This is a genomic window from Streptomyces sp. NPDC002671, assembly GCF_053592475.1.
Genome location: NZ_JBSFVU010000005.1, coordinates 397,452 through 410,969 on the forward strand (window position 1 = coordinate 397,452; position 13,518 = coordinate 410,969).

15 protein-coding genes are annotated in these 13,518 nt (G+C 71.2%); 5 read left to right on the top strand and 10 right to left on the bottom strand.

Going from position 1 to position 13,518, the window contains the following annotated elements; all coding sequences use genetic code 11:
* Nucleotide 1 precedes the first annotated feature (1 nt).
* Nucleotides 2–1,141, bottom strand: a complete 1,140-nt coding sequence (locus ACWD35_RS10630; RefSeq protein ID WP_451350794.1) for a hypothetical protein — start codon at nt 1,139–1,141, stop codon at nt 2–4.
* The gene (locus ACWD35_RS10635; RefSeq protein ID WP_451350795.1) at nt 1,141–1,710 is read right to left on the bottom strand and encodes a hypothetical protein; all 570 of its coding nucleotides are present in this window, start codon (nt 1,708–1,710) and stop codon (nt 1,141–1,143) included. Before ACWD35_RS10635 ends, ACWD35_RS10630 begins: the two co-directional genes overlap by 1 nt.
* Nucleotides 1,711–1,841: 131 nt before the next feature.
* Between ACWD35_RS10635 and ACWD35_RS10640 the strand changes: the two genes are divergently transcribed.
* From ACWD35_RS10640 to ACWD35_RS10655, 4 genes are all read left to right on the top strand, one after another.
* Nucleotides 1,842–2,357: a YbaK/EbsC family protein gene (locus ACWD35_RS10640; protein ID WP_451350796.1), complete on the top strand. Its 516-nt coding sequence runs from the start codon at nt 1,842–1,844 to the stop codon at nt 2,355–2,357.
* Entirely contained in the window at nt 2,354–3,202 is an 849-nt protein-coding gene (locus ACWD35_RS10645) for an EamA family transporter (RefSeq protein ID WP_451350797.1), read from the top strand. The genes ACWD35_RS10640 and ACWD35_RS10645 overlap by 4 nt, the downstream gene beginning before the upstream one ends.
* 30 nt (nt 3,203–3,232) lie before the next feature.
* The gene (locus ACWD35_RS10650) at nt 3,233–4,126 is read left to right on the top strand and encodes an NAD(P)-dependent oxidoreductase (protein WP_451350798.1); all 894 of its coding nucleotides are present in this window, start codon (nt 3,233–3,235) and stop codon (nt 4,124–4,126) included.
* Nucleotides 4,127–4,203: 77 nt separating this feature from the next.
* Nucleotides 4,204–4,482, top strand: a complete 279-nt coding sequence (locus ACWD35_RS10655; RefSeq protein WP_451350799.1) for a DUF1876 domain-containing protein — start codon at nt 4,204–4,206, stop codon at nt 4,480–4,482.
* Here the strand turns inward: ACWD35_RS10655 and ACWD35_RS10660 are convergent.
* From ACWD35_RS10660 to ACWD35_RS10685, 6 genes are all read right to left on the bottom strand, one after another.
* On the bottom strand, nt 4,472–5,644 hold the full coding sequence (locus ACWD35_RS10660; protein ID WP_451350821.1) for a serine hydrolase domain-containing protein: 1,173 nt from the start codon (nt 5,642–5,644) through the stop codon (nt 4,472–4,474). The genes ACWD35_RS10655 and ACWD35_RS10660 overlap by 11 nt on opposite strands.
* A gap of 99 nt (nt 5,645–5,743) precedes the next feature.
* Entirely contained in the window at nt 5,744–6,148 is a 405-nt protein-coding gene (locus tag ACWD35_RS10665; RefSeq protein ID WP_451350822.1) for an organic hydroperoxide resistance protein, read from the bottom strand.
* 160 nt (nt 6,149–6,308) lie between these two features.
* Entirely contained in the window at nt 6,309–6,794 is a 486-nt protein-coding gene (locus ACWD35_RS10670; RefSeq protein WP_451350800.1) for a MarR family winged helix-turn-helix transcriptional regulator, read from the bottom strand.
* Entirely contained in the window at nt 6,791–7,564 is a 774-nt protein-coding gene (locus ACWD35_RS10675; protein ID WP_451350801.1) for an energy-coupling factor ABC transporter ATP-binding protein, read from the bottom strand. Before ACWD35_RS10675 ends, ACWD35_RS10670 begins: the two co-directional genes overlap by 4 nt.
* Entirely contained in the window at nt 7,552–8,313 is a 762-nt protein-coding gene (gene cbiQ, locus ACWD35_RS10680; protein ID WP_451350802.1) for a cobalt ECF transporter T component CbiQ, read from the bottom strand. Before cbiQ ends, ACWD35_RS10675 begins: the two co-directional genes overlap by 13 nt.
* Before the next feature lies 1 nt (nt 8,314).
* Nucleotides 8,315–9,367: an energy-coupling factor ABC transporter permease gene (locus ACWD35_RS10685; RefSeq protein WP_451350803.1), complete on the bottom strand. Its 1,053-nt coding sequence runs from the start codon at nt 9,365–9,367 to the stop codon at nt 8,315–8,317.
* 159 nt (nt 9,368–9,526) lie between these two features.
* Here ACWD35_RS10685 and ACWD35_RS10690 point away from each other — a divergent pair, with 159 nt between their 5' ends.
* Complete coding sequence (locus ACWD35_RS10690) at nt 9,527–9,865, top strand: SsgA family sporulation/cell division regulator (protein WP_451350804.1); 339 nt, start codon at nt 9,527–9,529, stop codon at nt 9,863–9,865.
* A gap of 22 nt (nt 9,866–9,887) precedes the next feature.
* Here ACWD35_RS10690 and ACWD35_RS10695 read toward each other — a convergent pair whose 3' ends face one another.
* Both ACWD35_RS10695 and ACWD35_RS10700 read right to left on the bottom strand, forming a co-directional pair.
* Nucleotides 9,888–11,552 (bottom strand): penicillin-binding transpeptidase domain-containing protein, encoded by a 1,665-nt coding sequence (locus ACWD35_RS10695; RefSeq protein ID WP_451350805.1) that lies wholly within the window; start codon nt 11,550–11,552, stop codon nt 9,888–9,890.
* 96 nt (nt 11,553–11,648) lie between these two features.
* Entirely contained in the window at nt 11,649–13,289 is a 1,641-nt protein-coding gene (locus ACWD35_RS10700; protein WP_451350806.1) for a penicillin-binding transpeptidase domain-containing protein, read from the bottom strand.
* Nucleotides 13,290–13,518 lie beyond the last annotated feature (229 nt).

The following is a 13,518-nucleotide window of genomic DNA, read 5'->3' on the forward strand; positions in this document are numbered from 1 at the left end:
GCTACTTTCCCTTCGCCGGAACGCGTTCGGTCCAGGTGATCTCCTGGTCCACGGACGAGAAGACGCCCTCGTCGCGGTTGAACTTCTTGAGCCAGTCGTAATAGCCGACGTAGTGCAGGAACGACTCGTTGCTCGTGTTGTTGTGGAGCTTGTACTCGACGACCAGCGAGCCGTCGGGGTCCTGGCCCTTGACCGTGTAGTTCAGGTTGTACGAGCCGGTGAACGCCTCGCCGAGGTGGTCCTCGTCCCCGGTGACGATCGCGGGCAGGTCCGTGGTGACGAGCTTCTTCAGCGCGCCCAGCTTGCCGCTGTCCGAGATCGAGTACGACACGCTGCCCTCGGGCTGCCCCGTGGACTGCCACTGCTCCAGCGTGTCCAGCCGCAGCTGCTTCATGCTCTCGCTGGAGCGGATCAGCTCGGTCATCCTGTCGCCGCTGTGGTACTCGCGGTGCCGGGAGCCGTCGCCGCTCACCCAGTCCCAGCCGAGCGAGTACGGGTCGTCCGAACTCAGGCCCGGGTAGGGGTTCTTGTCCTGCATGGCGAGGTCGAGCGCGTTGTACTCGTCCTCCCCGATCCCGCCGGTGTGATCGATGTCCTTGAACCGCGGGTGGTCGTTGAACCACTGGCCGAGACCCAGGTCCGACATCAGGCTGAAGGCGAGGTTGCGGTCGGCCGTGACACCGCGCTTCAGGATCCCCGAGATCTCGTGTGCCGCCGCCTCGATGGTCTTGTCGTCCGCTTTGGTGGTGTCGGCCTTGCACATGCCGTCGGCGATGTCGGTGGACACGGTTCCGTCCGCGTGGATGTAGAGCCCCTTGTCCGTGGCCCGCCGGACGGCGTCCTTGAGGTCCCGCTGGGCGGCCTTCAGATCGACCACCGCGTCCTGGACCACGCGTTGCGCCGCGTCCGCCACGGCCGCGGCGTCCTCCAGCTGCCGCTGGATGTCGTCGATCATCTTCCAGGCGTACGGGGCCGCGGCCCCTTCCCAGTAGCCCTTGTTGCGCAGCGGGCTGAGGACGTCGTCGTGCATCTGCTTGCCGAGGCCCTTGATCTTGCCGTGGATGCTCTTCCAGCGGTCCGCCAGGTCGTCCAGGACCGTGAGATCCGCGCCCAGCAGGGCCTCGTAGAAGGTCTTGGCCATCAGTAGTCCTCCAGCACCGAGCGGACCTTCACCTGCCGCGCCGACTCCTCGACGGAGGCGTCGGTCGACTTGTAGGTGTGGTCGGTCGAGCGCAGGCTCTCGGCGATGTGGGCCAGCCAGGCCGTGACGGTGCCGGCCTGCCGCTCCCACTGCCGGTGGGCCAGCCGGATCGCCGGCGCCGACTCCATGCCGGCCAGCTCGCGCACGGCCTTCAGCGAGGGCTCCTCCAGGGTGGCGGCCGGCTTGTAGAAGTCGTCGTAGATGTCGTCCACATGCCCGGCGGCCGTCTTCAGCACCGACGGGGCGATCTTCAGCCGGTCCCCCGAACCACCGGACTTTCCGGGCGGCTTGATCAGGCCGGGCGGATCCGGCTGGAGCGGCGGCCGGTCCAGCGGGTCCTTGGTGCTGTCGGCGGGCGGCGCGTGGTAGTCCCCCTCGAAGCCCGGAAGGATGTCGTGCTTCCTGATCTCGTCCGGGGACAGCGGAAGTTTCGACTGGTCCGGCTCCGGAAGCTTGTCGTCCCCTTGTACGGCTTTGCGTTCGCTTTGTACGGCTTTGCGTTCGCTCACGGTTCTTCCCCCGAAGATTCTTTAGTACAGCAAGGTAACCATGGCGGCGGCGGAAGATCACACCTGGAGCTGCGAAGGGTCCGGTGAAAACCCTGTGATCGCGGCTCGGGCGATGTCGTAGCGTGCCGTCCATGACGACGACAGCCGCCACTGACGCCGAAGGATCCGGAGCCCACCCGCGGTTCGCCGAAGCGCTGCGCGCGCTCGGCCTCGACGATGTCCTCGCGCGGACCCGGCACTTCCCGGAGGCCACCCGGACCGCAGCCGAGGCCGCCGCGGCGATCGGGTGCGAACTGAGCCAGATCTGCAAGTCGCTGATCTTCGCAGCCGACGGCGTTCCGGTGCTCGTACTGATGGACGGCGCCTCGCGCGTGGACGTGGAGCGGGTGCGGCGCGAACTGGGCGCCGGGAAGGTCACCCGGGCCGACGCCGGAGTCGTCCGCGAGACCACCGGCTACGCCATCGGCGGCGTACCGCCCTTCGGGCACCGCACCCGAACGCGCGTGCTCGCCGACCGCTCGCTGCTCGCGCACGACACGGTGTGGGCGGCGGCCGGAACTCCCCACACGGTCTTCCCGATCGGGCCGAAGGACCTCGTCGCCCACGCGGGGGCCACGCTGGTGGACGTGCGCGAGCCGACCGCGTGACGCCGCTGGTCACGGCGGCCGTCCTGGTCGCGGCGGTCACGCACGCCAGCTGGAACGCCATCGCGCACCGCATCACCGACAAGCTGGTCGGGTTCACTCTGATCCTGGCCGGCGGGGTGCTCATCGGACTGGTGCTGGTGCCGTTCACGGAGTTCCCGGCGGCGCGCGCGTGGCCGTACCTGCTCGCCTCGGCCGTCGTCCATGTCGTCTACGTCCTGCTGCTGATGACGTCGTTCCGGCTGGGGGACTTCGGGCAGGCCTATCCGATCGCGCGGGGCAGCGCACCGCTGGTGGTCACCGTGTTCGCGGCCCTCTTCGCGCACGAGGTGCCCGACACCTGGGGCGCCGCCGGCATCGTGCTGTGCTGCACCGGCCTGACCGGGGTGGCGCTGTGGGGGCTGCGCGGGCGCCGGCCGGACTGGGCGGCGATCGGGGCCGCGCTCGCGACGGGGCTGTCCATCGCCTCGTACACGGTCCTCGACGGTCTCGGCGTGCGCGCCTCCGGCTCGCCACTCGGCTACACCGGCTGGCTGATCATGGTGCAGGGCGTGGCGATCCCGGCGTACGCCGTTGCCTTCCGCTGGCGCCGCGAGTCGGTGGCCGTCCTGCGCCCCTTCGCCGCCCTCGGTCTGCTCGGCGCGGTGCTGTCCGTCTCCGCGTACGGCCTGGTGCTGTGGGCGCAGACCCGCGCCGAACTCGCCCCCATCGCCGCGCTGCGCGAGTCCTCGATCATCGTCGGCGCGGCCATCGGCGCCCTCTTCTTCAAGGAGCGTTTCGGCGCGCCCCGCATCGCGGCGGCGGGTTTGCTGGTCGTGGGCATCGGGCTGATGCTGCACACCGGGTGACCGCATGAAGATCCGTACGAAGGAGCCGTCATGACCGACAAGCCGACCGTCAGCGTCCTGGGCACGGGCATCATGGGCGCCGCCATGGCTCGCAACCTGTGCCGCGCCGGACTCCCCGTGCGGGCGTGGAACCGTACGCGTGCGAAGGCCGAACCGCTCGCCGCCGACGGCGCCACCGTCACCGGCACGCCCGCCGAGGCCGTCGAGGGCGCAGATGTCGTCCTGACCATGCTCTACGACGGCACCGCCGCCCTGGAGGTCATGCGCGAGGCCGCCCCGGCGCTGCGTCCCGGCACCGTGTGGGCGCAGTCCACCACCGCCGGGATCGAGCTGACCGCCGTCCTCGCCGCTCTCGCCCGCGAGTACGGCCTGGTCTTCTACGACGCCCCCGTGCTCGGCACCCGCGAGCCCGCCGAGGCGGGCCGGCTGACCGTGCTGGCGGCCGGACCCGAGGAGGGCCGGGCGACGGTCACCCCGGTGTTCGACGCGGTCGGCGCGAAGACCGTGTGGACCGGCGAGGACGGCGCGGCGGGCAGTGCCACCCGGCTGAAGCTGGTCGCCAACAGCTGGGTCCTCGCGGCCACCGCGGCGACCGGCGAGGTGCTGGCCCTGTCCCAGGCCCTCGGCGTCGACCCGCAGCGCTTCTTCGACGCGATCGAGGGCGGTCCGCTCGACATGGGGTACCTGCGCGCCAAGTCGGCCCTGGTGCTGGAGGACCGGCTCTCCCCGGCGTCGTTCACGGTGGCCACCGCCGAGAAGGACGCCCGGCTCATCGTCCAGGCCGGCGAGCAGGGCGGTGTACGGCTCGACGTCGCCGCGGCCACCGCCGAACGGCTCGCCCGCGCGGCGGCCCAGGGCCACGGGGCCGAGGACATGGCCGCCGCGTACTACGCCAGCTTCGAGGAAGGAAAGCCGGCCGGCTGAAGGCGGTTCACGCGTCAATGTGCCGTTCCGGGTGTGGGGGAGCACCCTGGTATCAGCAGCCTTCGGAGGTGGTCATCATGGTGCACACCCTTGTGGGATGGCACGTCGAAATGGAATTCATCGAGGAGGACGAGACCCACACGCGCGCGGTGGCCCTCTTGCGTCTGCCCGACGGCACCGAGGTGCGGGCGCACGGTCACGCCAGCAGGCACCGCATCGACCCCAACCAGCCCAGGGTGGGCGAGGAGATCGCGGGGGCCCGTGCGCTCAACGAACTGGCCATGCAGCTGCTGACCAAGGCCCACACGGAGATCGACGCGGTGTCCGGCCGGACCTCGCACCCGATCAACGTGTGAGCGTCGTGCGCAGCGCGCGCACCAGTGCCTGCGCCCGCGGGTCCGCCGTCACGCTCTTCCGGAAGCCGTTGGTGACGTAGCCGAAGGCGAGGCCCGTCTCCGGGTCGGCGAAGGCGAGCGCGCCGCCGCGGCCCGGGTGGCCGAAGGAGGCGGGGGAGAGCAGCGGGGACGCGCTGCCGTGCAGCATGTAGCCGAGGCCGAAGCGGGTGCCCACGACCAGCACCCGGTCCGGTCCGGCGGACTGCTCGCCGCGGGCCAGTTCCATGGTGTCCGCGGTGAACAGGCGGCGCCCGCCGTCCACTTCGCCGATGAGGGAGGCGTAGAACCGGGCCAGGCCGTCGGCGGTCGCGATGCCGTTGGAGGCGGGCAGGACGGCGGCCCGGTAGGCGGGGTCGTTCTCGTCCGGGAGCGGGGTGATCGCGGCGAAGGCGCGGCGGGTGAGGGAGTCCGGGTCGGCGTAGGCGTCGGCGACCGCCCGCTTGGGGCGGGTCCGCAGCCCGCCAGCCGGCTGCGGGTCCTCCACGGGGCCGACGCGGCCCACGCGCGCCTGCTCCGCCTCCGGCAGCCCGAGCCACAGGTCGGCGCCGAGGGGCGCGGCGAGCTCGGTGGCTGTCCACTCGCCCACGCTGCGCCCGGTGACCCGCCGGACCAGCTCGCCGGTGAGCCAGCTGTAGGTCTGCGCGTGGTAGCCGTGGTCCGTGCCCGGCTCCCACGCCGGCGCCTGCGCCGCCACGGCCGCCGCGCCGAGGTCGGGGTCGGCGGCCTCGGCGGGGGTCAGCGGCCGGTCCAGCACGGGCACGCCCGCGCGGTGCGCGAGCAGGTGCCGGACGAGGGTGCGCTCCTTGCCCGCGGTCTTGTACTCCGGCCAGTACGCGCCGACCGGGGCGTCCAGGTCCAGCTCGCCGCGCTGGTGCAGGAGCAGGAGTGCGGCTGCGGCGACACCCTTGGTCGCGGAGCGCACGATCTGTGCGGTGCCCTGCTCCCAGGGGGTCTCGCCGGCCTCGCCGTCTACGTTCTTGGCACCAGCCCACAGGTCGACGACCTTGTGCCCGTCCCGGTACACGGCGACGGCCGCGCCGCGTTCCCCGAGCAGCGCGAAGTTCGCCGCGAACGTCTCCCTGACCGGCTCGAAGCCCTCGGCCACCACGCCGTTCATGTCCAGATCCACGACCGGTTCCTCCACTCGCTTGCGACCATGAGTGAAACACGGGTGTGTGGCCTTGGATTCCTCGGCTGATGGTGATCTCGGCTACGCGGGGGCTCAGCCCAGCAGAATCGTCACGTCGATGTTGCCGCGCGTCGCGTTCGAGTACGGGCAGACCTCGTGCGCCGCGTCCACCAGCTTCTCCGCGATCTCCCGGTCCAGGACCGGCAGGGAGACGCTGAGGGCGACCGCGAGGCCGTAGCCGCGGTGCCGGTTCGGGCCGATGCCGACCTTCGCGGCCACCGTCGAGCCGGTCAGGTCGTAGCCCGCGTGGTTGCCGACCAGGATCAGCGCGTTGTGGAAACAGGAGCTGTAGCCGGCCGCGAACAGCTGCTCGGGGTTGGTGCCGTTGCCGTCCCCGCCCAGCTCGGGCGGCATCGCGACCTTCAGCTCGATCTGGCCGTCCTGGCTGGTGACAAAGCCGTCCCGGCCGCCGTGGGCGGTGGCCTCGGCGACGTACATGATCTTCGTCGGACGGGTGTCGACACCGGTGTCGACTGCGGTGCCGTCGGTCAAGACTGGCCTCCCCAGATCAAGTGGCGCACAAGTGCATTGCGCACAAGGTACTGGCTGGTAGGTCAGTCCGCTCCACCAGGGGAAGGAAACCGCGGGTAACGCGGGATCAGAGGCGGTCGGACGCCGCGTCGACGCGCTCGGTGAGCCGCCACAGCTCCTCGCGCAGCCGCGTCATCTCCTGCGCGTCGAGCCCCGTCGTCGTGATGAGCGCGCCGGGCACGCACTCCGCGCGCTCCCTCAGTTCCTCCCCGCGCCCGGTGACCGCGACGAGCACCGAGCGCTCGTCGCTCGCCGCGCGCTCCCTGCGCACCAGACCCGCCCCCTCCAGCCGCTTCAGCAGCGGCGACACGGTGCCGTAGTCCAGCCGCAGGGCGCTCGCCAGCTCCTTCACGGTGGTCTCGCCGCGCTCCCACAGCACGAGCAGGGCCAGGTACTGCGGGTAGGTGAGCCCGAGGTCGTCCAGCAGCGGACGGTACGCGGCCGTCACGGCGCGCTGCGCGGCGTACAGCGCGAAGCACAGCTGGTCGTCCAGCAGCAGCGAACCGGCTGCCTCTTTGCCGGGCCGGTCGTCTCGGTCGTCTTGAGGCGTCACGCGCCCATTGTCACGGACTTCGGGTCGAAGCCGAAGGGCAGCTCCAGCCGGTGGGCCCGCATCAGCGCGTCGTCGCACAGCAGCTCGCCGGTCGGGGCGTCCGCCGCGATCACGCCGTCGCTGAGGATCAGCGAGCGCGGGCACAGCTCCAGGGCGTACGGCAGGTCGTGCGTGACCATGAGCACCGTGACGTCCAGGGAGCGCAGGATGTCGGCCAGTTCGCGCCGGGAGGCCGGATCCAGGTTGGAGGACGGCTCGTCCAGGACGAGGATCTCCGGCTCCATCGCGAGCACGGTCGCCACCGCCACCCGCCGGCGCTGGCCGAAGGACAGGTGGTGCGGCGGGCGGTCCGCGAACTCCAGCATGCCGACCCGCTCCAGGGCGGTCCGCACCCGCTCCTCCAGCGCCGCGCCCCGGATCCCGGCCGCCGCCGGACCGAACGCCACGTCCTCCCGGACCGTCGGCATGAACAGCTGGTCGTCGGGGTCCTGGAAGACGATGCCGACCTTCTGCCGGATCTCGGCCATGTGCCGCTTGCCGACCGGCAGCCCGGCCACGGTCACCGTGCCGGTGCCGCCGACCAGGATGCCGTTGAGGTGCAGCACGAGGGTGGTCTTGCCGGCGCCGTTCGGGCCGAGCAGCGCGACGCGTTCGCCGCGCGCGATGCTGAAGTCCACGCCGAACAGGGCCTGGTGGCCGTCGGGGTAGGCGAAGGCGAGGCCGGAGACCTCCAGGGAAGCGGGTGCGGTCACAGCGGTCACAGGATCCATCCCAGCAGACAGACGATCAGGGCGGCGAAGGGCAGGGCGAGGGCGTACGACCACTGCGCCCGGGACGCGGTCACCTCGTCGATGACCGGCATCGAACCGGCGTACCCGCGGCTCACCATGGCCAGGTGCACCCGCTCCCCGCGCTCGTAGGAGCGGATGAACAGCGCGCCGGCGGACTTGGCGAGCACGCCCCAGTGGCGCACGCCCTTCGCCTCGAAGCCGCGCGATTCACGGGCGATCCGCATCCGGCGCATCTCGTCGGTGATGACATCGCCGTAGCGGATCATGAAGGAGGCGATCTGCACGAGCAGCGAAGGCAGCTTCAACCGCTGCAGCCCGAGCAGCAGTTCACGCAGTTCGGTGGTGGCGGCCAGCAGTACGGAGACGGCGACGCCGAGGGTGCCCTTGGCGAGCACGTTCCAGGCGCCCCACAGTCCGCCGACGCTCAGCGAGAGCCCGAGCACGTGCACCCGCTCGCCCTCCGCGACGAACGGCATCAGCACCGCGAACGCCACGAACGGCACCTCGATCAGCAGCCGTTTGAGCAGGAAACCGGCGGGCACGCGCGCGCGGCGCGCGACGAACGCCAGCAGCACGGCGTACAGCGCGAACGCCCACACCGCCTCGCGCGGGGTCGAGACGACGGCCACCACGAAGGCGAAGGCGGCGGCGAGCTTGGTGTGCGGCGGCAGGGCGTGCACGGGGGAATGGCCGTGCCGGTAGAGCCGGTGTGCGTGTCCCGCTCCCATGTCAGGCCCCCGTGCTTGCCGTCGAGGCGGGGGAGACGTCGTCCGTACGCCGCCTGCGCACCACCCAGAACACCGTGCTGCCCGCGACGACCGTGACGCCGACGCCGATCGCGCCCGCGAGACCGCCGGACAGCCGGGCGTCGGAGACGTCCTTGACGCCGTAGCCGGCGAGCGGGGAGCCGTCGCTCGTGTGCTTCTGGGCCTTCTTGTCGATGCCCTTGTCGTGGGCGACCTTCATCAGGCCGTCCGGACTGGCGGAGGCGTAGAAGCTCACGAACCCGGCGAGCACCAGGGAGGTGACCAGGCCGCCGATCCACAGCGTGCGCCGGGAGGTGCGCGCCGCCACGGGCGCCGTGGTCGCCGGTGCGTCCACGAGTACGCCGTTCACGCGCAGCTTGAGGCGCTGGTGCAGGCCGCGCGCGCCGTGCACCAGGTCCGGGCGTACGGCGACGACCGCGCTCACCGTGAGCGCGGTGATCACGGCCTCGCCTATGCCGATCAGCACGTGGACGCCGATCATCGCGGTCGCCACCTTGCCGAGGGCGACGTCCGTCGTGCCGCCGATCGCGTAGATGACGGTGAAGACGACGGCGGCGGCCGGCACGGAGGCCAGCGCGGCGACGAAGGAGGCGACGGTGACCGAGCGCCGCTTGCGGGGCAGCACGGCGAGCAGCGCGCGGAAGACGGCGTACGCGACCACCGTGGTGACGATCGCCATGTCGGTGATGTTCACGCCGAGCGCGGTCAGCCCGCCGTCCGCGAAGAGCACGCCCTGCATGAGCAGCACGACCGACACGCAGAGCACGCCGGTGTAGGGCCCGACCAGGATCGCGGCGAGCGCCCCGCCCAGCAGATGGCCGCTTGTTCCGGCCGCGACGGGGAAGTTGAGCATCTGTACGGCGAAGATGAACGCCGCCACCAGACCGCCCAGCGGGGCCGTCCTCTCGTCGAGTTCGCGGCGGGCGCCGCGCAGGCTCACGGCGAGGGCGCCGGCGGCGACCATGCCGGTGACGGCGGAGGTGGGGGCGTCGATGAATCCGTCAGGTACGTGCACCGTTCGATCTTAGAGGCTTGTTGCGAGCCTTTTGCAATAGCCAGCCGCTCGCTGATCGTGGCTCCGGAGGCGCAAATCGGAAAATATGGGACATTAGAGAAGGAGAAGCGGCGGCTGCACGGTTGCCGTATTCGTCACACAGCGTGAGAGGTCGTTGCGATGTCTGTAGTCGAACAGACCGCCCGCGCCCACATCGTCACGGACGAGGAGGATCCGGGGGCCGTACCGGTGGTGCTGCGGTACGACCCGGACGCCGATCCGCGGTCGGTCCGGGTCGGGCTGCCGGGACCGCACGAGTGGACGTTCTCCCGGGCGCTGCTCGAACGAGGACTGCGGGCACCGGCCGAGAGCGGTGACGTGCGGGTGTGGCCGTGCGGGCGCGTCCAGGCGGTCGTCGAGTTCCACTCTGACAACGGTGTCGAGGTGGTCCAGTTCGAGTCGAAGGCGCTGCTGAGATTTCTCCGCCGTACGTATACGGCGGAGCCGGTACGGAACTGAGCCGCGGGCCGGTACGGCCTGGTCAGCCGCCCATCTTCAGCAGGGTCGCCACGATCGGGCCGGCCGTGTCGCCGCCGTGGCCGCCCGCCTGCACCACGCCCGCGGCGACGAGGTCGCCCCGGTAGGCGGTGAACCAGCCGTTCGGCTTCTTCTGCCCGTCGACCTCGGCGGAGCCGGTCTTGGCGCCGACGTCGCCGCCCACGCCCGCCATCGCCTTGGCGGCCGTGCCGTACGCCGCCGTGTACTGCATGACCTCCTTCACCTGGGCCCGGGTCTTCGACGACATCGTGTGTGCGGCCTTCGCCAGCGTGCGGTGGTCCACCGAAGGCGACACCAGGTACGGCTGGTGGAAGGCGCCCGCCTGCACCGTCGCCGCCACCGACGCCATGTTCAGCGGGTTCATGCGCACCCCGCCCTGCCCGATCAGCGAGGCGCCCATCTGCGCGCCGCTCTGCACCGGGACGGAGCCGTCGAACGACGGGACGCCGATGGCCCAGTTGTCCATGCCGAGGCCGTAGACCTGCTGCGCCTCCTTCGTCAGGTCGCTGGCGGACAGCTTCGGCGCGAAGTTGATGAAGGCGTTGTTGCAGGAGGCCCCGAAGCTCTGCTTGAACGTGCCCTTCTTGATCTCGGAGTCGCCGTCGTTGTGGAACGTCCAGCCCGCGAGCTTGTACGTCTTGGGGCACGGGTGGGAGGCGCCCGGGGTGATGAGCTTCTTCTCGAAGAGCATCGTCGACGTCACGATCTTCATCGTGGAGCCGGGGGCGAGGGAGCCCTGGAAGGCGACGTTGAAGCCGTGCTCGCTGTTGGCGACCGCGAGGATCTCACCTGTCGAGGGCCGCACGACGACCACGGAGGCACGCTTGCGCTTGCCGACCTGCCGCTCGGCCTCCGCCTGGAAGGAGGGGCTCAGCGTGGTCTTCACCGTGCCCGGCGTGCCCTGGCTCAGCGCCACGAGCGTCTTGTCGGACAGCTTGGCCTTCTGCGACGCCTTGCCGCGCACCACGCGCAGCTCGATGCCCGCCTTGCCGCCCGCCGTCTTGCCGTACTTCTCCCGCAGCCCGTCCAGCACCGTGCCCAGTGAGGGGTACTTGGCGGCCGTCAGCTCGCCGCCGTCGCGGTCCAGCGCCTTGATGGGCGGGGTGCCGGACTCGCCGGTGACGAGGGTGTCGCCGTCCTGCAGATCCGGGTGGACGACCGAGGCGTGCCAGCCGACCAGCGGCCTGCCGTCGCTCGCCCGCCGCACCACGGTGAGCGAACCGCCGTACGCCAGCGGCTTGCTGAGGCCCTTGTCGGCCACCGTCGCCTTGACGGCGAACGGCACCTTGGCGCCGGTGGCCGCGCCCGGGGTGAGCGTGACGCCCTTCAGGTGGGCGTCCTTGGCGACCTCGGTGAGCAGCGTGGTGGCGGCGGAGGGGTTGTCGGTGGCGGAGGCCGCCTCGGCGACCCGGCCCTGCTGCCAGGCCGCCAGAAAGCGTGCGGAGGCGGTGTGGACCTCGGCGGGGGTGAGCGGGCCGGTCTTGATGTTCTTGTGGTCGGCCGAGGCGGACGACTCCTCGGCCGAGGCCCCGCCGTCGTAGAGCGCGTAGACGCCGAAACCGGCGCCGACGACGACGGCGGCGATCATCCCGCCGAGCGCGGCGGAACTGGGCTTCCGTCGCTCGACGACACGTCTTCTCTTGCCCACAGCCTCAGTTCCTCCGTGCTCTCCCCAGGGTCCCCGCAGCCCTCTCACTCCTCAACGACGGCTCTCACTCTAAAGTCGCTGGCTTAGTGAGAAACATCAGCCCGAAATCCGTAGCACGCTTGCGACAATCGGCCCGGCCGCGTCGATGCCGTGGCCGCCGTCCTGGACCATCGCCGCGGCGGCGACGTCGTTCCGGTACCCGGTGAACCAACTGTCGGACTTCGCCTGGCCGTCGGCCTCCGCCGAGCCGGTCTTCGCACCGATGTCCCCGCCGAGCCCGGACATGATCCCGGCCGCGGTGCCGCTGCGCGCGGTGCGGTTCATCATGGTGCGCAGCTGCCGGACGGTGCTCTGCGACAGCCCGCGCGCGCGAGCCGGTTTGCGGTGGTCCAGGCTCAGCGGCACGATCACGGGCTGCCGGAAGGTGCCGGTCGTCGCGGTCGCCGTGACGGAGGCCATGTTCAGCGGGCTCATCTGCACCTGCCCCTGGCCGATCAGGCCGGCGGCGGTGTCCGGGCCGCCGACGGCGGGCACCCGGCCGTCGAAGGACGGGACGCCGATCTGCCAGTTGTTCTGCCCGAGCCCGAACCGTTCCTCGGCCTCCTTCGTGAGGGAGCCCACCTTCACCTCGTCCGCGAACTTCACGAACGCCGTGTTGCAGGAACGCGCGAAGCTGTCGGAGAGGGTGGCGTGCTCGTCCGGGACCAGGCCCTTGAGGTTGTGGAAGGTCTGGCTCTCCCAGACCGCGGAGGGCGGGCAGGGCGCCGGGCCGTCCGCCGTCGTCAGCCCGTTGTCGATGAGGGCCGCCGCACTGATGATCTTCATGGTGGAGCCGGGCGGGCGTTCGCCGAGGAGAGCCGCGTCGAAGCCGTCCGTACGGTGGTTGGCGACGGCCAGGATCTCGCCCGTGCTGGGCCTGACGGCCACGACGGATGCGTCGGCGTACTTCCGCACGGCGGCCTCGGCCGCCGCCTGCGCGCTCGCGCTCAGTGTCGTGGGCAGTCTGCCCGGTCTGCCCTTGGCGAGGGTGAGGAGGGTGGTGGCGGCGGCCTGGCCTCCGTCTCCCGTGTCCTCATGACGTATCACCAGCTCCACGCCGGGGCGCCCGCCCGTCTGCGCGCCGTACCGCTTGCGCAGCTCGTCCAGGATGGGCCCGAGCGACGGGTACTTCCCGGGCGTCAGCACCCGCCCGTTGCGGTCCACGGCCTCGATCTGCGGGGCCGACGACTCGCCGGTCGCCAGCGTGTCGCCCTTGCGCAGCTGCGGGTGGACGACGGAGGGCTGCCAGTCCACGAGCGCCCGGTACGAGGTCCTGCCGCGCACGACCGTCAACCGGCTCCGGTAGGTGAGAGGCTGGGACTTCCCGTCGTACGACACCGTTGCCCTGACCGTGAAGGGCACGGTCCTGCCGGTGGCCGCACCGGGCGTGATGTGCACATGGCCGATGTGCGCGGCCTCGCCGTACGCGGTCAGCAACTCGCGGGCGGCCTCCGGGAAGTTGGTGTACATCGCCGCCGTCGCGGTGTCCCCCTTCTCCCACGCGGCGAAGAACTTCGCCGTGGTCGCCCTGACCTCGGCGCCGCTGGGCGGGCCGGTCTGCGCGGCGGCGGGACTCCCGCCCGTTCCCCCGCCGCCGCCGTGCAGCGCGGACAGCACGTTGTAGGCGCCGTAACCGGCCCCGCCCAGCACCACCACGCACACGCCGCCTATGACGGCCCCCTTGACTGCGTTGCGCATCGCGCGTTCCTCCCCGTTTGCTGAACATGTTCAATAAATGCTCGCGGGGCACTGTATGCAGGGGCGGGCCTCTGTCGGCAGAGCGCTTGTACCTAGTGTCGACTGAGCACTTGTACCCTTCCTGCCGGCGGCGTTGGTCAGCGCCAGTTGGTGTCGTGGGTGAGTCGGTTGTGGTGGCTGTCGTACTGGTCGACCGCGGTGATGGTCTGTCCGTTGGGGATGGGTGCGG